17 protein-coding genes are annotated in these 19659 nt (G+C 68.7%); 5 read left to right on the forward strand and 12 right to left on the reverse strand.

What is annotated here, in order from left to right; translation table 11 throughout:
• Window positions 1-48 precede the first annotated feature (48 nt).
• The 3 genes from MKL20_RS02295 to MKL20_RS02305 all read left to right on the forward strand — a co-directional run bounded on the left by MKL20_RS02295 (window position 49) and on the right by MKL20_RS02305 (window position 3622).
• Entirely contained in the window at window positions 49-1587 is a 1539-nt protein-coding gene (locus tag MKL20_RS02295; RefSeq protein WP_244035312.1) for a PAS domain-containing protein, read from the forward strand.
• 57 nt (window positions 1588-1644) lie between these two features.
• The gene (locus MKL20_RS02300; protein ID WP_244035313.1) at window positions 1645-2613 is read left to right on the forward strand and encodes a tyrosine recombinase XerC; all 969 of its coding nucleotides are present in this window, start codon (window positions 1645-1647) and stop codon (window positions 2611-2613) included.
• A gap of 145 nt (window positions 2614-2758) precedes the next feature.
• A complete protein-coding gene (locus MKL20_RS02305; protein WP_244035314.1) occupies window positions 2759-3622 on the forward strand; it encodes a response regulator in 864 nt (287 codons plus the stop codon).
• A gap of 21 nt (window positions 3623-3643) precedes the next feature.
• Here the strand turns inward: MKL20_RS02305 and lpdA are convergent, their stop codons facing one another.
• The 11 genes from lpdA to gloB form a co-directional block, all read right to left on the reverse strand.
• Entirely contained in the window at window positions 3644-5044 is a 1401-nt protein-coding gene (gene lpdA, locus MKL20_RS02310; RefSeq protein WP_244035315.1) for a dihydrolipoyl dehydrogenase, read from the reverse strand.
• A 68-nt stretch (window positions 5045-5112) separates the two neighbouring features.
• Window positions 5113-5862, reverse strand: coding sequence for an SDR family oxidoreductase (locus tag MKL20_RS02315; protein WP_244035316.1), 750 nt, complete (start codon window positions 5860-5862; stop codon window positions 5113-5115).
• A gap of 8 nt (window positions 5863-5870) precedes the next feature.
• Complete coding sequence (locus tag MKL20_RS02320; protein ID WP_244035317.1) at window positions 5871-6185, reverse strand: DUF2442 domain-containing protein; 315 nt, start codon at window positions 6183-6185, stop codon at window positions 5871-5873.
• Window positions 6182-6436 (reverse strand): DUF4160 domain-containing protein, encoded by a 255-nt coding sequence (locus tag MKL20_RS02325; protein WP_244035318.1) that lies wholly within the window; start codon window positions 6434-6436, stop codon window positions 6182-6184. The genes MKL20_RS02320 and MKL20_RS02325 overlap by 4 nt, the downstream gene beginning before the upstream one ends.
• 53 nt (window positions 6437-6489) lie before the next feature.
• The gene (gene odhB / locus MKL20_RS02330; protein WP_244035319.1) at window positions 6490-7824 is read right to left on the reverse strand and encodes a 2-oxoglutarate dehydrogenase complex dihydrolipoyllysine-residue succinyltransferase; all 1335 of its coding nucleotides are present in this window, start codon (window positions 7822-7824) and stop codon (window positions 6490-6492) included.
• A gap of 93 nt (window positions 7825-7917) precedes the next feature.
• Complete coding sequence (locus MKL20_RS02335; RefSeq protein WP_244035320.1) at window positions 7918-10908, reverse strand: 2-oxoglutarate dehydrogenase E1 component; 2991 nt, start codon at window positions 10906-10908, stop codon at window positions 7918-7920.
• A gap of 158 nt (window positions 10909-11066) precedes the next feature.
• The gene (sucD, locus tag MKL20_RS02340; RefSeq protein ID WP_244035321.1) at window positions 11067-11951 is read right to left on the reverse strand and encodes a succinate--CoA ligase subunit alpha; all 885 of its coding nucleotides are present in this window, start codon (window positions 11949-11951) and stop codon (window positions 11067-11069) included.
• A gap of 2 nt (window positions 11952-11953) precedes the next feature.
• Window positions 11954-13150 (reverse strand): ADP-forming succinate--CoA ligase subunit beta, encoded by a 1197-nt coding sequence (gene sucC, locus MKL20_RS02345; RefSeq protein WP_092041743.1) that lies wholly within the window; start codon window positions 13148-13150, stop codon window positions 11954-11956.
• A gap of 115 nt (window positions 13151-13265) precedes the next feature.
• Window positions 13266-14228 (reverse strand): malate dehydrogenase, encoded by a 963-nt coding sequence (mdh, locus tag MKL20_RS02350; protein ID WP_244035322.1) that lies wholly within the window; start codon window positions 14226-14228, stop codon window positions 13266-13268.
• Window positions 14229-14652: 424 nt separating this feature from the next.
• Entirely contained in the window at window positions 14653-15270 is a 618-nt protein-coding gene (locus MKL20_RS02355) for a TetR family transcriptional regulator (RefSeq protein ID WP_244035323.1), read from the reverse strand.
• Window positions 15271-15572: 302 nt separating this feature from the next.
• Window positions 15573-16349, reverse strand: coding sequence for a hydroxyacylglutathione hydrolase (gloB, locus tag MKL20_RS02360; RefSeq protein WP_244035324.1), 777 nt, complete (start codon window positions 16347-16349; stop codon window positions 15573-15575).
• Window positions 16350-16532: 183 nt separating this feature from the next.
• On the opposite strand from gloB, the gene MKL20_RS02365 reads away from it, so the two are divergent.
• Both MKL20_RS02365 and MKL20_RS02370 read left to right on the forward strand, forming a co-directional pair.
• The gene (locus tag MKL20_RS02365; RefSeq protein WP_244035325.1) at window positions 16533-17267 is read left to right on the forward strand and encodes a methyltransferase domain-containing protein; all 735 of its coding nucleotides are present in this window, start codon (window positions 16533-16535) and stop codon (window positions 17265-17267) included.
• Between the two features lie 51 nt (window positions 17268-17318).
• Window positions 17319-18050: a MarC family protein gene (locus tag MKL20_RS02370; protein WP_244035326.1), complete on the forward strand. Its 732-nt coding sequence runs from the start codon at window positions 17319-17321 to the stop codon at window positions 18048-18050.
• Between the two features lie 7 nt (window positions 18051-18057).
• Here MKL20_RS02370 and MKL20_RS02375 read toward each other — a convergent pair whose 3' ends face one another.
• Window positions 18058-19110: a hypothetical protein gene (locus tag MKL20_RS02375; protein WP_244035327.1), complete on the reverse strand. Its 1053-nt coding sequence runs from the start codon at window positions 19108-19110 to the stop codon at window positions 18058-18060.
• Window positions 19111-19659 lie beyond the last annotated feature (549 nt).

The raw sequence follows: 19659 nt of genomic DNA on the forward strand, positions 1-19659 counted from the left end.
CCGCGTGCTTTCTCCGGCCTCCGCCGCCCGAGCCTCCGCCCCCCGGCCATGTCAGACCCGATCGAGACCGCCCGCCTCCAGGTCCTCCACAGCTACGGCATCCTCGATACGCCGCGCGAGCCGGCCTTCGACGACATCGTCACGCTGGCGACGCAGATCTGCGCGGTGCCGGTGGGCCTCGTCAGCCTCGTCGCGGCCGACCGGCAATGGTTCAAGGCCGGGCTCGGCTTCCCGTCCTGCGAGACACCCTTGAGCCAGTCGGTCTGCGTCCACGCGCTGGACTCCGCGGACGGGCTGATGGTGATTCCCGACCTGAGGGCCGACCCGCGCACCCGCGACAACACCCTGGTGACGGGCGCGCCGTTCATCCGGTTCTATGCCGGCGCCGTGCTCCGGACCGAGGACGGCGTGCCGTTCGGGACCCTGTGCGTGATCGACACCGAGCCTCGGCCCGACGGCCTCAAGGCGGACCAGTCCTTCGCCCTGCGGGCGCTGGCGCGGCAGGCGATGGCGCAGCTCGATCTGCGCCGCGCGGTTCGGGAGCGTGAATCGGCCCTGGCGGCCGAGCGCCAAACCCGCGACGCGCTGGCGGTCTCTGAGGAGCGCTATCGGCTCTCGTCGCGGGCGACCACGGACCTGATCTGGGACTGGAACCCGCAGACGGGCCGGATCCACTGGGACGAGGGGCTATCCGCGCTCTACGGCTACCGGCCGGCGGAGATCGAGCCAAGCAACGCCTGGTGGTACGCGCATATCCACCCCGATGATCGCGACCGCGTCCGCCGCAGCGTCCAGGCGGCCCTCGAGGGCGCGCCCCTGCGCTGGAGCGAGGAATACCGGTTCCGGCGGGCCGACGGGACCTACGCGACGGTCCTCAACCGGGCGATCATCGTCCGCACCGCGGAGGGCACGGCCACCCGGATGACCGGCGTGATGCTCGATGCGACCCAGCAGGCCGAGGCCGACTCGCATCGGGAGATGCTCAGCCAGGAACTCAGCCACCGGCTGAAGAACACCCTGGCGATGGTCCAGGCGATCGCGTCGCAAACCCTGCGCGACGCCCCGGACGTCACGTCCGCCCGCGACGCCCTGCTGCAGCGCCTGCTGGCCCTCGGCAAGGCGCACGACATCCTGCTCGCCGGCAATGCCGAGCGGGCCGGCATGGAGGCGGTGATCCGCGGCGCGCTGGCGCTCCACGACAATGCCCGCGCCGGCCGCCTGCGGATCGAGGGGCCGGCCCTCGATATCGGGCCGAAGGCGGCCCTCGCCCTGGCGTTGATGATCCACGAACTGGCGACGAACGCGGCCAAGTTCGGGGCCCTCTCGGCAGAGGCGGGGCATGTCGGCGTCACCTGGCAGATCGAGACCCTGGCCGAAGGCCCGCAACTCCGGCTCAGCTGGATGGAATCGGGCGGCCCTCCGGTGGCCCCGCCCTCGCGCAAGGGCTTCGGCACCCGCCTGATCGAGCGCGCCTTCGCGGGCACCGTCGCCGGGAATGTGGCCCTGGAATACCGGGAGACCGGCCTGCGCTGCGTCCTCACCGCGCCGCTGGCCGGGTTCCAGGGCAAGGACGGGATCTTGAACTGAGCGGCCGCTCGGCGAGGCGTTAAGCCCCCGACAACAAAAAACCGGTCGAGTGAGGCCATGAGCGCGCGCGAGACGGCCGACGACCTGATCCTGATTCCGGGCGATTCGCGCCTGCGCGAGGCGGTCCATGCCTGGGCCGACGGGCTGGCGCGGGAGCGGCGGATGTCGCCCAACACCGTCGAGGCCTACAGCCGGGACCTGCGCCAGTTCCTGATCCACCTCGCGTCGCGCCAGGGCACGCCGACCATCCCGATGCTGGTGGCGCTGAAAGTGCGCGACATCCGCGCCTTCATGGCGGCGCGCCGGGCCGACGAGGTGTCCGGGCGCTCGCTGATGCGGATGCTGGCGGGTTTGCGCTCGTTCGGGCGCTTCCTGGAGCGCGAGGGCTACGGCAGCGTCTCGGCGCTCGGCGGCGTGCGCGCGCCCAAGGTCCCGCGGCGCCTGCCCCGGCCGCTGCCCGTCGCAGCCGCGGTGGCGCTCACCGACACGGCCATCCGGGCCGGCGAGGAGCGTGAGCCCTGGGTGCTGGCCCGAGATGCCGCGGTGCTGGCGCTGCTCTACGGCGCGGGTTTGCGCATCTCCGAGGCCCTGGGCCTCACCCGGCGCGACGCGCCGCTTCCGGGCAGCGATCAGGTCACGGTGCTCGGCAAGGGCGGCAAGCAGCGCATGGTGCCGATCCTGCCGGTGGTGGCGCGGGCGGTGGCCGACTACATAGCCGCCTGCCCGCTGCCGCTGCCGCCGGAGGGGCCGCTCTTCGTCGGCGCCCGCGGCGGCCCGCTCTCGCCGCGCATCATCCAGTACACGGTGGCCCGGGCCCGAGGGGCGCTCGGGCTACCTGAGAGCGCGACCCCGCATGCTCTGCGCCACTCCTTCGCGACGCATCTGCTCGCGCGCCAGGGCGAATTGCGGGCGATCCAGGAACTGCTCGGCCACGCTTCCCTGTCGACCACGCAGCTCTACACCCAGGTCGACGCCGCCCGGCTCATGAGTGCCTACACGGCGGCGCATCCAAGAGCCGGCCGCTAATCTAACGGTGGGATACCAGTGCTGAGAGCTGTTTCCAGGAATATGTCGAGCAGACTATCCCCTATAGTGGTTTATTGGGCTGCCTTTTAAGAGCTTCGTCACGATCTCCATCCATTCTCCACATCGGGGAATGGGATTGCCGGGCATGGCCATGGAGCTTGACGAGGCGCGGTCACCCGCACGTGTCGTGATCGCGGATTGCAATGCGGGGCGGCGTAGCGCCCTGAGGGCGATCGTCGAGCGCTTCGACCCCCAGGCCGTGATCGACGAGGCGACGTCGGGTCAGGCTTTGTGCGACATCCTTCTCCAGAAACGCCCCAGCCTCGCCTTCGTGGGTCTCCAACTCGAAGACCTGAGCGGGCCCGAGGCGGTCGCGGTGGCGCGTCGGGCGGGCGCAGAGCCGCCCTGCCTCGTCTTGGTCGCCACGCGCGTGCTGGCGCATTGGCAGGATATCGCCCAGAGTCTGGGCGCCTACGAGGTGCTGAAGACGCCGCTCGATCCGGGCCATATCGAGCAGCTCCTGCATGCCGATGCCCGCCGCCGCACCCCGACCCGGGCGCTGCTCGCCTGCTCGTCCCCCGCCGGGCGCACGGCGATCAGCCGGGTGGTGGCGCGCAGCGGCTTCGCGATCCAGCTCGAAGAGACCAATTGCGGGCGCCACGCCCTGAGCCAGCTCAAGCTCGGCGCCTACGACTTCGCCTTCATCGATGTGAAGCTCGGCGGCATCGAAGGGATGGAGCTCGCCTGCCAGATCCAGCCCCTCGGCCTCCCGACCCGGATCACCCTGCTGACCACGTCGGAGCTGGAGCCGATCGCCCAGGCCGGGCGCTATTTCGGCGTCGACGCGGTGCTGCGGATGCCGTTCTACGCCCGCGACATCGACCTGGCGCTGCACAACGCCCTGGGCCTGCGCCGGCCGTATCTCCTGAACGCGCTCACCGCCCCGCCGGCGCCGAGCGCGCTCCTGCGGATCGCCGACCTTCCGAACGCCCGGCGCAAGATCGCCTGATCCCGCGCCGGGTGCTGCCGCTCAGACGTGGATGGCGCGCTTGGACACGGCGAGCGCCGCTTCCTTGACCGCCTCGGTGAGCGTCGGGTGCGCGTGGCAGGTCCGGGCGATGTCCTCGGAGGAGGCGCCGAACTCCATCGCCACCGCGACCTCGGCGATCAGGTTGCCGGCATCCGCCCCGACGATGTGCACGCCGAGCACCCGGTCGGTCTGGGCGTCGGCCAGCACCTTCACGAAGCCCTCCGTGGTGCCATTCGCCTTGGCCCGGCCGTTGGCTGTGAACGGGAACTTGCCGGCGTTGTAGGCGATGCCGTCCTTGGTCAGCTCCTCCTCGGTCTTGCCGACGGAGGCCACCTCCGGGAAGGTGTAGACCACGTTCGGGATCACGCCGTAATTGACGTGGCCGGACTGGCCGGCCAGCATCTCGGCGATGGCGACGCCCTCGTCCTCGGCCTTGTGGGCGAGCATCGGGCCGGCGATCACGTCGCCGATCGCGTAGATGCCGGTGACGTTGGTGGCGTAGTGGGAGTCGGTGAGGATCCGGCCCTTGTCGTCGCGCTGCACGCCGACCGTGTCGAGGCCGAGACCCTCGGTGTAGGGCACCCGGCCGATCGCCACGAGGACCACGTCCGCCTCCAGGCTCTCCGCCTCGCCGCCCGCGGCCGGCTCCACGGTGACGTTCGCGCCCTTCTTGCCGACCTCGACGCCGGTCACCTTGGTGGACAGCTTGAACTGGATGCCCTGCTTGGTCAGGATCCGCTGGAACTGCTTGCCGACCTCGCCGTCCATGCCGGGCAGCACCCGATCGAGATATTCCACCACGGTGACCTCGGCGCCGAGCCGGCGCCAGACCGAGCCGAGCTCCAGCCCGATCACGCCGGCGCCGATCACCAGGAGCTTCTTCGGCACCCGGTCGAGCTCGAGCGCGCCCGTGGACGAGACCACCACCTTCTCGTCGATGGTCACGCCCGGCAGGCGCGTCACGTCCGAGCCGGTGGCGATGACGATGCTCTTGGTCTCGAGCATCTGGTTGCCGCCATCCTCGGACACGACCTCGACCCGGCCGGCGCCCGCGATCTTGCCGGTGCCGTGGAAGGTGTCGACCTTGTTCTTCTTGAGCAGGAACTCGACGCCCTTGGTGTTCCCGGCCACGCCTTCGGCCTTGAAGCTCATCATCTTCTTGAGGTCGAGCTTCACGCCGCTGACCTCGATGCCGAGATCGGCGAAGTGCTTGGTCGCCTCCTCGAAGGCTTCGGAGGCGTGGAGCAGCGCCTTCGACGGGATGCAGCCGACATTGAGGCAGGTGCCGCCGTGGGTCGCGCGCTTCTCGACCACGGCGGTCCGCAGGCCGAGCTGTGCCGCGCGGATCGCGCAGACATAGCCCCCGGGGCCGGTGCCGATGACGACGAGATCGTAGGACATGGGAGTTCGCTTCCGGTCGGTCATGCCGCCTGGGGCGGTCGGAGAGAAGGGAGTCTGAAAGGGTGGGGTCAGCGGCCGCCGCCGACATCGAGGATGGCGCCCGTGGTGTAGGACGCCTCCTCCGAGATCAGCCACGCGATCGGCGCGGCCACCTCCTCGGCGGTGCCGGCGCGGCCCATCGGCACGCCTGGCCCGAGGCGCTCGACCCGGTCGGGCTCGCCGCCGCTGGCGTGGATCTCGGTGGCGATGATGCCGGGCGCCACGGCGTTGACGCGGATGCCCTCCCCGGCGACCTCGCGGGCGAGCCCGATGGTGAGCGAGTCGATCGCGCCCTTCGAGGCGGCGTAGTCGACGAACTGGCCGGGACCGCCGAGGCGGGCCGCCACCGAGGACAGGTTGACGATGGCGCCCCCTGCCCCGCCGCGCTTGGTCGACATCCGCCGCACCGCCTCGCGGGCGCACAGGAAGCTGCCGACCACGTTGGTGTTCATCATCCGCTGGAGCCGGGCCGCGCTCATGTCGGCGACGTCGGACTTCATATCGACCACGCCGGCGTTATTGACGAGCGCGGCGAGCCGGCCGAGCCCGTCGGCCGCCTGGAACAGGGCGATCACGTCCGCCTCGACGCCGACATCGCTGCGCACCGCCAGCGCCTTGCCGCCCTTGGCGGTGATCGCATCCACCACCGCCTGCGCCGCGGCCGAGTCGGAGACGTAGCTCAGGCAGATGGCGTAGCCGCGCTCCGCCAGGAGCAGCGACACCGCCCGCCCGATGCCGCGGCTGCCGCCGGTGACGATGGCGACGTTGGGTCCGTTCATGGGCTCACTCATGCGGCTGCCGCGTGGGCCGACGCGTAGCGGCTCGCGAGGTCCTCGACGATCTGGGTCTCGATCCGGATCCGCGTTGCGTCGGGGCAGAAATCGATCTCGTGCCCGACGGCGTCGAGGTTCCAGCCGAAGGTCCGCCCCTGATCGCCGACAGCCACCGTCCGGAAATAGGCTTCATCCCTTAGCGGCGCGAAGATCGCGCCCGTCGCGATCGAGTCCGAAAGGTCCAGGATACCCGCGATGCCGTCATCGAACGTGACGCGGAGAGTCGGATACTGAAGCGGCTCAACGAAGGCGATTCGATGCGACGTCATTCGATCATTCCCCCGTTGTAGCGACCGGCCCGGATCTCTCGCCAGACATAGGAAACCTGTTCGCGGTTCGCATCCAGCCACGCCCGGATGCCCTTGAGTTTCGCACGCGGCAAAGCCCCGCTGAGGACTTCGCCCGTGACGATCGAAAGCTTCGCCTCCTGGCCGGAAAAGAATGCGTGCAGATGAGGCGGCAAATGATCGTTGAGATAGATCGTGATCCGAACGCCCTCGACGATGGCGATGGTCGGCATCGATCAGCAAGACTTTCCGATCGAGCCCACGATCATTCCCCAGCCAACCCGGATCACAGATCCAGCACGAGCCGGGCCGGATCCTCCAGCGCCTCCTTCACCCGCACCAGGAAGGTCACAGCCTCCTTACCGTCGACGATCCGGTGATCGTATGACAGCGCGAGGTACATCATCGGCCGCGCCTCGATCTTGCCGGCGCGGACCACTGGGCGCTCCTCGATGCGGTGCATGCCGAGGATGCCCGATTGCGGGGCGTTGAGGATCGGGGTCGACATCAGCGAGCCGTAGATGCCGCCGTTGGTGATCGTGAAGGTGCCGCCCTGCATGTCCTCGATGGACAGCTTGCCGTCGCGGGCCTTCTTGCCGAAGCCGGCGATGGTCTTCTCGATGCCCGCGATCGACAGGTCGTCGGCGTTGCGCACCACCGGCACGACCAGTCCCTTATCGGTGCCGACCGCGATGCCAATGTGGTAGTAGTTCTTGTAGACGAGGTCCTGCCCGTCGATCTCGGCATTGACCGCCGGCACGTCCTTGAGGGCGCCGATCACCGCCTTGGTGAAGAAGCCCATGAAGCCGAGCTTGGTGCCGTGCTTCTTCTCGAAGATGTCCTTGTACTGGCTGCGCAGGGCCATCACGGCCGACATGTCGACGTCGTTGAACGTCGTCAGCATCGCGGCGGTGTCCTGCGCGTCCTTGAGGCGGCGCGCGATGGTCTGGCGCAGCTTCGTCATGCGCACGCGCTCCTCGCGCGCGGCATCGTCCGGCGCCGAGGGGGCGCGCGGCAGGGTCGGGCGGGCCTCCTTGGCGGGGGCGGCGGCCGGGGCCGGCCCTGGTCCAGGCCCCTTCGAGATCGCGCCGAGCATGTCGCCCTTGGTGACGCGGCCGTCCTTGCCGGAGCCGTTGATGCCGGACGGGTCGACGCCGCTCTCCCGGGCGAGCTTGGCCACCGCCGGGCCGTTATCGCCAGTCGGGCGCTGCTGGGACGCGGGGGCGCCCGCGTCGCCGTGGTTGCCGTAACCGGCTGAGGATTCGTGAGCTGGCGCCTCGGCCTTCGCGGACGAAGCGGGCTTAGGCGCCTCGCTGCGGCTCTCGGCCTTGGTCTCGGCGGCCTCCTTCGCGGCGGCCTTCTTACCGCCGGCGGCCGCGGACCCGGCCTCGACGATCGAGCCGAGCAGCGCGCCGGGCTCGACGGTCTCGCCGTCCTTGACCAGGATCTCGCCGAGCTGACCAGCCGCCGGGGCGTTGACCTCCAGGGTGACCTTGTCGGTCTCGAGCTCGACGATCGGCTCGTCGACCGCGACCGTGTCGCCGGGCTTCTTGAACCAGCGGCCGATCGTGGCCTCGCTCACGGATTCACCGAGCGTCGGGACGAGGATATCGGTAGCCATGTTGATCTGCACTTCCGGATCGGTTGGGCCGTGCCGGACGGCCTGGAAAGTGGCGGCGACGGCCTGGGAAGGCCGCCGCCAGGTCCTGGAAAATCAGACCGCCAGCGCCTCGTTGAGGAACGCCTGGAGCTGAGCCTGGTGCTTCGACATCTGGCCCACGGCCGTGGATGCGGAGGCCGGGCGGCCGACGTAGCGGGCACGCTTCACCGCGGAGCCGGCCTGGCCGAGCACCCATTCGAGGTAGGGCTCCACGAACGACCAGGCGCCCATGTTCTTGGGCTCCTCCTGGCACCAGATCACGTCCGCGTTGCGGAACCGGCCCATCTCGGTGGCGAGCGCCTTGAGCGGGAACGGGTAGAGCTGCTCGACGCGCATCAGGTAGACGTCGTTGAGCCCGCGCTTCTCCCGCTCCTCCAGCAGGTCGTAATAGACCTTGCCGGAGCACAGCACGACGCGGCGGATCTTGTCGTCGCGCACCAGCTTGTTGGGCGCGCCCTCCTCCTCGGAATCGTCCCACAGGACGCGGTGGAAGGTCGACCCCTCGGCCAGGGCGTCCAGCGTCGAGACCGCCCGCTTGTGGCGCAGCAGCGACTTCGGCGTCATCAGCACCAGCGGCTTGCGGAAGTCCCGCTTCAGCTGCCGGCGCAGGATGTGGAAGTAATTGGCCGGGGTGGTGACGTTGGCCACCTGCATGTTGTCCTCGGCGCAGGCCTGCAGGTAGCGCTCCAGGCGGGCGGAGGAGTGCTCGGGACCCTGGCCCTCGTAGCCGTGCGGCAGCAGCAGCACGAGGCCGGACATGCGCAGCCACTTGCGCTCGCCGCTCGCGATGAACTGATCCATCACCACCTGGGCGCCGTTGGCGAAGTCGCCGAACTGGGCCTCCCACAGGACAAGCGCGTTCGGCTCGGCGAGCGAGTAGCCGTACTCGAAGCCGAGCACCGCCTCCTCGGAGAGCATCGAGTTGATGATCTCGATCGAGGCCTGCCCCTCGCGGATGGCGTTGAGCGGCGTGAAGCGCTGCTCGTTCTCCTGGTCGATCACTACGGCGTGGCGCTGGGAGAAGGTGCCGCGCTCGACATCCTGGCCGGAGAGCCGGACCCGGTTGCCGTCGAGCAGCGTCGCCCCGAAGGCCAGGGCCTCGGCGGTCGCCCAATCGATGCCGGCACCGGTCTCCACGGCCTTGGCGCGGTTGTCCATGAACCGCTGGATCGTGCGGTGCAGATGGAAGCCGGGGGGCGCCTGGGTAATCTTGCGGCCGATTTCCTGCAGGGTCTCGGCCGGCACCGCGGTGCGGCCGCGACGCGGATCGTCGACATCCTCGTGCACGGCTTTGAAGCCGGACCAGCGGCCGTCGAGCCAATCGGCCTTGTTGGCCTTGTAGTTGGTGGCGACGTCGAGCTCGCTGTCGAGGACCTGGCGGAACTCGGCCTTGCGGGTGTCCAGCGCCTCCTGGTCGAGGGTTCCGTTCTCGACGAGCCTGCGGCCGTAGGTCTCCAGCACCGACGGATGCTTGCGGATCCGCTGGTACATCTTCGGCTGGGTGAAGGCCGGCTCGTCGCCCTCGTTGTGGCCGAAGCGGCGGTAGCACAGCATGTCGATCACGACCGGCTTGCCGAACTTCTGCCGGTACTCGACCGCCACCTTGGCCGCGAAGGTCACGGCCTCCGGATCGTCGCCGTTGCAGTGGAAGATCGGCGCCTCGACCATCTTCGCCACGTCCGACGGGTAGGGCGAGGAGCGGGAGAAGCGCGGATCGGTGGTGAAGCCGATCTGGTTGTTGATGATGAAGTGCACCGAGCCGCCGGTGCGGTGACCCTTCAGGCCCGACAGGCCGAAGCACTCCGCGACCACGCCCTGGCCGGCGAAGGCGGCGTCGCCGTGGATCAGCAGCGGCAGCACGCTGGAGCGCTGGATATGGGGCTTGGCCCACTGGTCCTGCTTGGCCCGGACCTTACCGAGCACCACCGGATCGACGATCTCGAGGTGGGACGGGTTGGCGGTGAGCGACAGGTGGACGTTGTTGCCGTCGAAGGCGCGGTCCGAGGAAGCGCCCAGGTGGTACTTCACGTCGCCCGAGCCCTCGACCTCGGCCGGGGAGGCGGAACCGCCCTTGAACTCGTGGAACACCGCCCGGAACGGCTTCGCCATCACGTTGGTGAGCACGTTGAGCCGGCCGCGATGGGCCATGCCCAGCACGATTTCGCGCACGCCGAGCGCGCCGCCGCGCTTGATGATCTGCTCCAGCGCCGGAATCATCGACTCGCTGCCGTCGAGGCCGAAGCGCTTGGTGCCGGTGTACTTGAGGTCCAGGAACTTCTCGAAGCCCTCGGCCTCGATCAGCTTGTTCAGGATCGCGCGGCGACCTTCGGGCGTGAAGGAAATCTCCTTGTCCTTGCCCTCGATGCGCTCCTGGATCCACGCCTTCTCGGCCGGATCGGAGATGTGCATGAACTCGACGCCGAGCGTCTGGCAGTAGGTCCGCTCCAGGATGTCGACGATCTCGCGGATCGTCGCGAATTGGAGGCCGAGCACGTTGTCGAGGAAGATCGGGCGGTCCCAGTCGGCCTCCTCGGTGAAGCCGTAATGCTGCGGGTGCAGCTCCTCGTGGTCGCCGCGCGGCGCGAGCCCCAGCGGATCGAGCTTGGCGTGCAGGTGGCCGCGCATCCGGTAGGAGCGGATCAGCATGATCGCCCGCACGGAATCCTTGGTGGCCTGCTCGACGGAGACGCCGGTGGTGGTGGCGACGCTGTCGACCGGCTTGCCGGGCTTTGGCTCCTTGGCGTCCCGGGCGACGATCTTGTCGCCGATCGCCTTTTCCAGCGCGCCCCAATTGCCGTCCAGCGCTGAGACCAGCTCGCCGTTGAGCGGCACCGGCCAGTTCGGCTTCTCCCAGGAGGCCCCGGCGGCGTTCTTCTCGACCAGGGTCTCGTCCTCGCCGAGCCCCTTGAAGAAGGTCTGCCATTCCTGGTCGACCGAGGCCGGATTGCGGGCGTAGGCCGCCTGCAATTCCTCGATGTAGGCGGCGTTGGCGCCGTAGAGGAACGAGGTTTCGAGGAGCGCTTCGTTCACGTCCTGGCGTGCCATGGTCCGTTCATCCTGTCGCGCGGGCAGGCTCTCCTGCCCTTCCGGCGACCCGCTCGCGGGGCGGATCGCCCTGAAATTGAACCGGGGCGGCAGACCGCCCCGTCCCGTCGATATGGGGGTCGCGCGCCTGCGCCGGCCGCGACCCAGACGCGCGGTCCTCAGCCCTTCAGGACTTCGACCAGCGTCGAGCCGAGCCGGGCCGGCGACGGCGAGACGCGGATGCCCGCCGCTTCCATGGCGGCGATCTTGTCCTCGGCGCCGCCCTTGCCGCCCGAGATGATCGCGCCCGCATGGCCCATGCGGCGGCCCGGAGGCGCCGTGCGGCCGGCGATGAAGCCGACCATGGGCTTCTTGCGCCCGCGCCTGGCCTCGTCACGCAGGAACTGCGCGGCCTCCTCCTCGGCCGAGCCGCCGATCTCGCCGATCATCACGATCGACTCGGTCTTCGGATCGGACAGGAACAGCTCCAGCACGTCGATGAACTCGGTGCCCTTCACCGGGTCGCCGCCGATGCCCACGGCCGTGGTCTGGCCGAGGCCGGCATTCGAGGTCTGGAACACCGCCTCGTAGGTCAGCGTGCCCGAGCGGGACACGATGCCGACAGAGCCTTGGCGGAAGATGTTCGCCGGCATGATGCCGATCTTCGACTGGCCGGCGGTGACGATGCCGGGGCAGTTCGGGCCGACGAGGCGCGACTTCGAGCCGGTCAGCGCCCGCTTCACCCGCACCATGTCGAGCACCGGGATGCCTTCGGTGATGCACACGATCAGCGGGATCTCAGCGGCGATTGCCTCGCAGATCGCGTCGGCGGCGCCGGGCGGCGGCACATAGACCACCGAGGCGTCGGCGCCGGTGGCCTCGCGGGCCTCCGCGACCGTGTCGAAGACCGGCAGGCCGAGATGGGTCGCGCCGCCTTTGCCGGGGCTGGTGCCGCCGACCATCTTGGTCCCGTACGCGATGGCCTGCTCGGAGTGGAAGGTCCCGTTCTTGCCGGTAAAGCCCTGGCAGATGACCTTGGTATTGGCGTCGATCATCACCGACATGATCAGGCTCCCTTCACGGCGGCGACGATCTTCTGGGCGGCGTCGTCGAGGTCGTCCGCAGGGATCACGTTGAGGCCGGAGCCCCGGATGATGTCCTTGCCCTCTTCGACGTTGGTGCCTTCGAGGCGCACCACCAGCGGCACCTGCAGGCCCACCGCCTTTACGGCGGCGATGACGCCGCGGGCGATGACGTCGCACTTCATGATCCCGCCGAAGATGTTGACGAGGATCCCCTTCACCTGCGGATCGGCGGTGATGATCTTGAACGCCGCCGTGACCTTCTCTTCGGAGGCGCCGCCGCCGACATCGAGGAAGTTGGCCGGGCTCTCGCCGTAGAGCTTGATGATGTCGAGCGTCGCCATGGCGAGGCCAGCGCCGTTGACCATGCAGCCGATCGTGCCGTCCAGCGCGATGTAGGCGAGGTCGTACTTCGACGCCTCGATCTCCTTGGCGTCCTCCTCGGTCTCGTCCCGCAACGCGACGATGTCGGCGTGCTTGTAGAGGGCGTTCGAGTCGAACGAGATCTTGGCGTCGAGGCACTTGAGATGGCCGTCGCCGGTGAGCACCAGCGGGTTGATCTCCAGCATGCTCATGTCCTTGGACACGAACGCGGTGTAGAGCTTTTCGGTGAGCGAGGCGGCTTCCTTGGCCTGGGCGCCGGTGAGGCCCAGCGCTTTGGCGACCGCGCGGCCGTGATGGGGCATCACGCCGGTGGCCGGATCGACCGGGATCGTGTGGATCTTCTCGGGCGTGTCGTGGGCGACCGCCTCGATATCCATGCCGCCCTCGGTGGAGACCACGAAGGCGACGCCGCCGGTGGCGCGGTCGACCAGCATCGAGAGGTAGAATTCCTCGGCGATCTGGGCGCCTTCCTCGATGTAGAGGCGGTTGACCTGCTTGCCGGCCGGCCCGGTCTGGATCGTCACCAGGGTCTGGCCGAGCATCTCGCCGGCGTATTGCTTGACCTCATCGATGGACTTGGTGACCCGCACCCCGCCCTTCGCGCCCTCGGGGGCGCCCTTGAAGGTGCCCTTGCCGCGGCCGCCCGCGTGGATCTGGCTCTTCACGACCCAGACCGGGCCGCCGAGCTCCTTGGCGGCGGCCTCGGCCTCCGACGGATCGAAGATCGCCACGCCGCGGGAGATCGGCAGGCCGAACTCCTTCAAGACGGCCTTGGCCTGGTATTCATGGATGTTCATCGGGGCCTCTTGATGAGGAGCGAGTAGCCAATGGCGGGAAGCGTTCGTCCGGCCTGCGCGGGGACCGTGTCATGGTCCCCGATTCGCAGCGTCGGCGCCGCGTGACGCCCGTTGTTCAGGCGAGGTTGCTGTCGACGCCCTTGCAGGCCTCGATCAGGCCGGTCACCGAGGCGACGGACTTCTCGAACATCGCCTTCTCGGCCGGGTCGAACGTGACTTCGAGGACGCGCTCGACGCCGCCGGCGCCGATGACGATCGGCACGCCGATGAACATGCCCTTCACGCCGTACTGGCCGTCCAGATAGGCGGCGCAGGGCAGGACCCGCTTCTTGTCGCGCAGGTAGCTCTCGGCCATGGCGATGGCGGAGGCCGCCGGCGCGTAGAAGGCCGAGCCGGTCTTGAGCAGGTTGACGATCTCGCCGCCGCCCTTGCGGGTGCGATCGACCATGGCGTCGAGCTTCTCCTGGGTGGTCCAGCCGAGCTTGACCAGATCCGTGAGCGGCACGCCCGCCACCGTCGAGTAGCGGGTGAGCGGGACCATGTCGTCGCCGTGGCCGCCGAGCACGAAGGCGGTGACGTCCTCGACCGAGACCTTGAATTCGTCCGCGAGGAAATGGCGGAAGCGGGCCGAGTCGAGCACGCCGGCCATGCCGACGATCTTGTTGGTGGGCAGGCCCGAGAACTTCTGCAGCGCCCAGACCATGGCGTCGAGCGGGTTGGTGATACAGATCACGAAGGCGTCCGGGGCGTAGCTCTTGATGCCCTCGCCGACCGCCTGCATGACCTTGAGGTTGATGCCGATCAGGTCGTCGCGGCTCATGCCGGGCTTGCGCGGCACGCCGGCGGTGACGATCACCACATCGGCGCCCTTGATGGCGGAATAATCACTCGCACCCGCGTAGGTCGCGTCGAACCCTTCGACCGGGGCGGCCTCGGCGATGTCGAGCGCCTTGCCCTGAGGCACGCCGTCGACGATGTCGAACAGCACCACGTCGCCGAGATCCTTCAGGCCGGCCAGGAGGGCCAAGGTGCCGCCGATCTGGCCGGCACCGATGAGCGCGATCTTGTTGCGAGCCATGTCGGATCAACCTCCGCTGCGTGTCGTCTTCGGTGGGATCGGCGAGGTGCCGGGACCGTTGGATTGTCGGCTCCGACGCGGGATTCGCCGCTCAAGAATCTGCGCGGCTGTGTGGCCGAAAAGCCTCGTCGCTTCAACCCGATGGGCGGTTGCAGACGTGGGCGCTCGGGCCGCGGGAGCGCTCGGATGTCGCAGGCCCGGGCACTGAAACGCCAATGAAGCGAGGGTTTTAGGTGCAGTGCACCGTGCGTCGGCGGTGCGGCAAAGCTCAGATGACAGATCTGAGAGCCTGTCATTTCGCGAATTTCGTGGCCGCCTGCAGGGCTGAATCGCGCCGCCCTGGTGAGCCCTGAAACGCGAAAGGCCCGGATGCGATATCCGGGCCTTTCGACGTGTTGCCGACTTTCTGAAGGGACCGTTGGCCTTAGAGGATTCCGGACCGCAGGACCCTCTGGATCGCGTGGATGACGGCCCCGAAGCGGGCTTCGATCAAGTCACGCGGCACCTCTGCATCGTGCTGGATCGCCAGCGGATGCGTGAAGCGATAGCTCGCGTCGAAGATGTAGGCGATCGCCCGTTCCCGGTCCCGGGCCGAGAAGATGCCCGAGGTGATACCCTCCTCGACCACGCGCTCGACCAGGCTGCGCAGGCGAACCCGGTGCCGCCGGGCGATCGGCCGGGCCGAGACCGTGGCATCGAGATGGACCGCGAACAGGTTCGGCTCGTCGAACAGGGCGTCGCGCTGAACCGTGGCGAGGGCGGTGAGCAGCCGCTCGATCTTGTCGTCGGCCGGATCCGGCGCGTCGGCGATGCCGGCGAGCCGGGCTTCGACCTCGCGCAGCCAGCGGCCCGCCACCGCGTCGAGGAGCGCGTCCTTCGACGGAAAGTAGCGGTAGACGTTGGCGTGCGTCATGCCGGCTTCCGCCGCGACGGCGACGACCGTCACGCGCTTCGGGCCGAGACGGGAGAGATGCTCGGTGGCGATGCCGAGCAACCGCACATCGGCCGCAACCGGCGCGCGGGGACGCGAGGTGGATGCCACCTCGCCGGTGTCGCGAAGCGCCTCGGTGGCGTCGGTTCCAGGAACCTTGGACGCAACGCTGAGCGCTTCTTCCTTGGCCCCGTCGGACTCTGGCTTTAGAAACGGAAGCGGAAGGCGGGAGGTGGATAGGTGGTAGGGCGAGACGGACCCCCATCAGACCGGCGGAAGCGTCCCGGCGCTTCGCGTTGACGTTACGGCTTCCCCCCGGGAGCCCGTTGACCTAGCGGGTTGGTACCGCTTGCACAGGGTATGTGTCAGTTCGGCTTGAGAACGCAACAAAATTTTCTTGGTTATCACCGTCCTTAGAAGCGGTCCTTCCACGCGCGCAGCGCAACAAACACCGCTTCCGGATCTGTGCCGGGCGCTAAATCGACTGATTTAGCCAAGGTCGGCAGGCTCGCGCGCAGGAAAGGATTGGTCGCCCGCTCCGCACCCAGCGTCGATGGAATCAGGAAGCAGCCCTCGGCCTTGGCTCGCTCGGCCTCGGCTTTGCGCGCCATCAGGTCGCGGTTCTCCGGGTCCGCCGCCAGGGCGAAGCGGGCATTGGACAGGACGTAGTCGTGGCCGCTGAACACCCGCGTGGCGTCGGGCAGAGCCTCGAACCGCCGCAGGGAGCGCCACAGGGTCTCGGGCGGGCCCTCCAACACACGGCCGCAGCCGAGGGTGAACAGCGTGTCGCCGGAGCAGACGATCCCGGCCTCGGCGAACCAGTAGGTGACGTGGTCGGTGCAGTGGCCCGGGGTCTCCCAGACCTGGGCCTTGAGCCCGCCGACCTGCACGGTGTCGCCCTCACGGACCGTGACATCCACGTCCGGGACCGCGTCCCCGGCCTTGGCGGGGGCGACCACCCGGGCCCCCGTGGCGCGCTTCACCGCGGGGATGCCCTCGATGTGGTCGCCGTGCCGATGGGTGACGAGGATGTCGGTGAGGCGCCAGCCGGTCTCGTCCAGGGCCTTCAGGACCGGGCCGGCCTCCGGCACGTCGATCGCCGCGCAGGCACCGGTGGCGGGGTCGCGGATCAGGACCCCGATATTGTCGCTGCGGCACAGGAAGGTTCGAATCTCGGTCTCGGGAGCCATCGGAGTCCCTCGTCAGGAGGCGCGAAGATTCGCACGGCGCGGCGATGCGCTAAATCTGCTGCCGTGAACCGGCGGCGATCAAGCCGAGTTCCGTCAGCGTAACATCCCGTGATGCTTGCCGTGGGCATCGCGGCCTACCATTGAGTTAGGATCGTCGTCCCGGGCTCGGTGTCCAGTTTCTCCATGCGTCTCGACGTCAACGGTCTGCGGGCCTTCTATGCCAGCCCTTTGGGGGCCGAGACGCACCGCGTCGTCGCCCGCGCGCTCCACGGGTTCCTGGGTTCGGTCTCGGGCCTACGCGTCCTCGGGATCGGCTACGCGACGCCGTATCTCGGGCCGATCCACTGCATCGCCGAGCGCACCCTGGCGTTCATGCCGGCGACGCAGGGGGTGGTGAACTGGCCGGGGACCGGCCGCTCCTGCACGGCGCTCGCCGATCCGACCATGATGCCGCTGCCCGAGGCCGCCATCGACCGGGTCGTGCTGGTCCACGCGCTCGAATCGGTCGAGAGCCCGACGGAACTGCTGCAGGAGGTCTGGCGCACGCTCACCCCGGGCGGCCGGATGATCCTGGTGGTGCCCAACCGGCGCGGCGTCTGGGCCCGTCGCGAGGCGACGCCGTTCGGGCACGGCCAGCCCTACAGCCGCTCGCAGCTGGGCCGGCTGATGCGCGACACGCTGTTCTCCCCGGAGGGCTGGGCCGAGACCCTGTACATGCCGCCGGTGCGCTCGCGGCTGATGCTGCGCACCGGCCCGGCCTGGGAGCGGCTCGGCTCCGGCCTCGCTCTGCCGTTTGCCGGCCTGCACGTGGTCCACGCGACGAAGCAGCTCTACCGCCCGATCGCCATCCAGCAGGTGCGCCGCGCCCGCCGCCTCGCCCCGGCACGGGTGCTGGTGCCCGCCCCGTCGCCGGGCTAACGCGCGCGACGGCTGGTCGTCGAAGGCCGCTTGCTCTAGGCGGCAGCCCTGATGAGCATCGATTTCACCATCCAGCAGTTCCTGCTCGCCCTCTCGGGCCTGATCGCGATCGTGAACCCGATCGGCGGGGCCTTCATCTTCGCGCAGGTGACCAGCGCCTACAGCCATGCCGAGCGGGTGCTGCTGTCACGCAAGATCGGGGTCTACGCCGCCCTGGTGATGCTCGGCGCTCTCTGGGCCGGCACGCCGATCCTCAACTTCTTCGGCGTGACCCTGGCGGCCCTGCGGATCGCGGGCGGCCTCGTGGTGATGTCCTCGGCCTGGACCCAGCTCAACCGACCCGAGGCCCGCGAGGCGCGCAAGCAGGCCGAGGCGTCGGGTTCGAAGGATCGGGTTTCCAAGGATCCCGGTTCGACGACCCTGATCGAGACCGGCCGTGCCCCGGGGCCGGGACCGCTCGCCGAGATCGCGTTCTTTCCCCTGACCCTGCCGTTCACCACCGGGCCCGGCACCATCGCGGTGGCGATCACCCTGGGGGCGAACCGGCCCGCCGCCTACGCGGATCGGTTCGGCTTCTTCATCGGCGTCACCCTCTCGGCGCTCGTCGTGGCCCTGGCGGTGTCGCTGATCTACGCCTCAGCCGACCGGGTGGTGGCGCTGATCGGCCCGGCCCGGGCGCGGGTGACCGGGCGCCTGTTCGCCTTCCTGCTCCTGTGCGTCGGGACCCAGATCCTGATCACCGGACTGACCGACGTGTTCGCGCCGCTGATCGCGGCGCAATGACGGACCCTCAGATCACCGGCAGCGTACCCAGCCCGCCGAACAGAGCCGCGTGGCCGGCGTAGTAGAGGAAGAGGAAGACCGCGAGGGCTGCCCCGTACCAGGCCGGCGCCAGCACCACGTGCCGGGCGCGGACCGCCATCCGGACATCGTCGGCGGCGATGGCGAGCAGCACCACGATGATCCCGGAATGTCCGATCGCGTCGACCTTGCCGAATTCGAACACCGCCGAAACGAAGATCGCCGCCAGGATGATCGCCGCGACGCGCCGCACCAGCGGCGTCCAGAGCAGCGCGAAGGCCAGGGTGAACTCGATGACGCCGGCGGCCTGCATGAACAGCTCGGGGGTGGCGCCGAGCGTCATCTGCGGCTTGGCGGCCAGCAGGGGCGCGGTCCATTCCGGATAGGCCCACTTCTCGATCGAGGCCCACATCAGCGTGATCGCGGCGGTCCAGCGCACGAGGTCGAGGGGGCGGATGTCGAAGGGCGCGAGGTCGAGGCCGCGGCAGATCAGGTAGACGGCGACCCCGAGGAAGATCGGATAGTCGGCGAGGTGGAACACGCCGTATTGCGCGGTGGCGAAGCTGAACAGGAAGACGATGCCGAGCCCGGTGAGCGGCATGGTCCGCCGCCAGATCAGGCAGGCGGCGAGCGCCAGCTGGAACCACGGGATCCAGGCGACGTCGGTCTTGAGTTCCGGGGTCAAGATGATGCCGCCCAGGTCCCAGAGCGAGACGAAGAAGAAGCCGAGGGTGGCGCGGACCAGCAGCTCGGTGTCGGTCCGGATCCGGCTGGTCACCCGGTCGAGGGCGTTGAGCAGGGCGCCGCCGAGCGGCGTGCCCTCGGCGAGGCACCCGAACATCAGGCACACCAGGGCAAGCACGGTCAGCCCCTCGAAATTCGTGCAGAGCACCTGCTCCAGGCCCTGCGGCTGCCCGGCGACGTCGTAGGCGCAGAACCACTTGACGTGGGCCTGGGCCTCCCCGGTGGCCGCGAGGCTTGCGACCCCTGCCACGGCGAGGGCGTATCCGGCGGGAGCGCGCTTAGTCTTGAATGCTAGCATCGGAGCCTCGCCGGTGCATGTCGAACCGTGGTTACCGGCCTATTTAGATAGATTAATAGGCTCTTCGCCAATGGTTTATTAACGAATATGAGTGGAAGGTTAACGCTGTGGATTTCGCTCGAAAACGGCCGAATTCCAGTTGACCCGCGGATTCGCGGCCTGACTTCAGGATTGACGGACCGCGTCTGATCGCGCGTTCGGCAGGCGGCCGCGGATGGGTGCCGCGATCCGAGAAGAACCTGACGGTGCACGTCGCGCCGCCGTCTCAGGTTGCGCCAGCTGCGGTCCGCGGCCGGATTTTCATTGCCGGCCACCCGAGACGCCGCTGATCGGCCCGGAATGCGCTACCGCCAATGGTGTGAGCGCCCCGTCTCGAAGGCCGGATCGCAATCTCAGTTGAATCGATGATTATTCGTCTTCGACGTGCGTTTATCAGAGCTTTCTGAAGTCATCTACGATGCATATCGATCGGAAATTTGTTCATTCTGGCAATTGATGCGGCTGTGACGCGAAAGTTTTATGGAAATGATTCTCCTGTTTGGCGATCAT

This window comes from Methylobacterium sp. E-066 (assembly GCF_022829635.1).
Classification (GTDB): domain Bacteria; phylum Pseudomonadota; class Alphaproteobacteria; order Rhizobiales; family Beijerinckiaceae; genus Methylobacterium.

Bases quoted from the DNA above. Each gene is read 5' to 3' on its own strand.
- MKL20_RS02295 (WP_244035312.1), top strand. From the start codon at position 49: ATGTCAGACCCGATCGAGACCGCCCGCCTCCAGGTCCTCCACAGCTAC.
- MKL20_RS02320 (WP_244035317.1), bottom strand. From the start codon at position 6,185: ATGACGTCGCATCGAATCGCCTTCGTTGAGCCGCTTCAGTATCCGACT.
- lpdA (WP_244035315.1), bottom strand. From the start codon at position 5,044: ATGTCCTACGATCTCGTCGTCATCGGCACCGGCCCCGGGGGCTATGTC.
- MKL20_RS02315 (WP_244035316.1), bottom strand. From the start codon at position 5,862: ATGAACGGACCCAACGTCGCCATCGTCACCGGCGGCAGCCGCGGCATC.
- MKL20_RS02305 (WP_244035314.1), top strand. From the start codon at position 2,759: ATGGCCATGGAGCTTGACGAGGCGCGGTCACCCGCACGTGTCGTGATC.
- sucC (WP_092041743.1), bottom strand. From the start codon at position 13,150: ATGAACATCCATGAATACCAGGCCAAGGCCGTCTTGAAGGAGTTCGGC.
- MKL20_RS02300 (WP_244035313.1), top strand. From the start codon at position 1,645: ATGAGCGCGCGCGAGACGGCCGACGACCTGATCCTGATTCCGGGCGAT.
- MKL20_RS02325 (WP_244035318.1), bottom strand. From the start codon at position 6,436: ATGCCGACCATCGCCATCGTCGAGGGCGTTCGGATCACGATCTATCTC.
- MKL20_RS02365 (WP_244035325.1), top strand. From the start codon at position 16,533: ATGCGTCTCGACGTCAACGGTCTGCGGGCCTTCTATGCCAGCCCTTTG.
- odhB (WP_244035319.1), bottom strand. From the start codon at position 7,824: ATGGCTACCGATATCCTCGTCCCGACGCTCGGTGAATCCGTGAGCGAG.
- mdh (WP_244035322.1), bottom strand. From the start codon at position 14,228: ATGGCTCGCAACAAGATCGCGCTCATCGGTGCCGGCCAGATCGGCGGC.
- MKL20_RS02335 (WP_244035320.1), bottom strand. From the start codon at position 10,908: ATGGCACGCCAGGACGTGAACGAAGCGCTCCTCGAAACCTCGTTCCTC.
- sucD (WP_244035321.1), bottom strand. From the start codon at position 11,951: ATGTCGGTGATGATCGACGCCAATACCAAGGTCATCTGCCAGGGCTTT.
- MKL20_RS02370 (WP_244035326.1), top strand. From the start codon at position 17,319: ATGAGCATCGATTTCACCATCCAGCAGTTCCTGCTCGCCCTCTCGGGC.
- MKL20_RS02375 (WP_244035327.1), bottom strand. From the start codon at position 19,110: ATGCTAGCATTCAAGACTAAGCGCGCTCCCGCCGGATACGCCCTCGCC.
- gloB (WP_244035324.1), bottom strand. From the start codon at position 16,349: ATGGCTCCCGAGACCGAGATTCGAACCTTCCTGTGCCGCAGCGACAAT.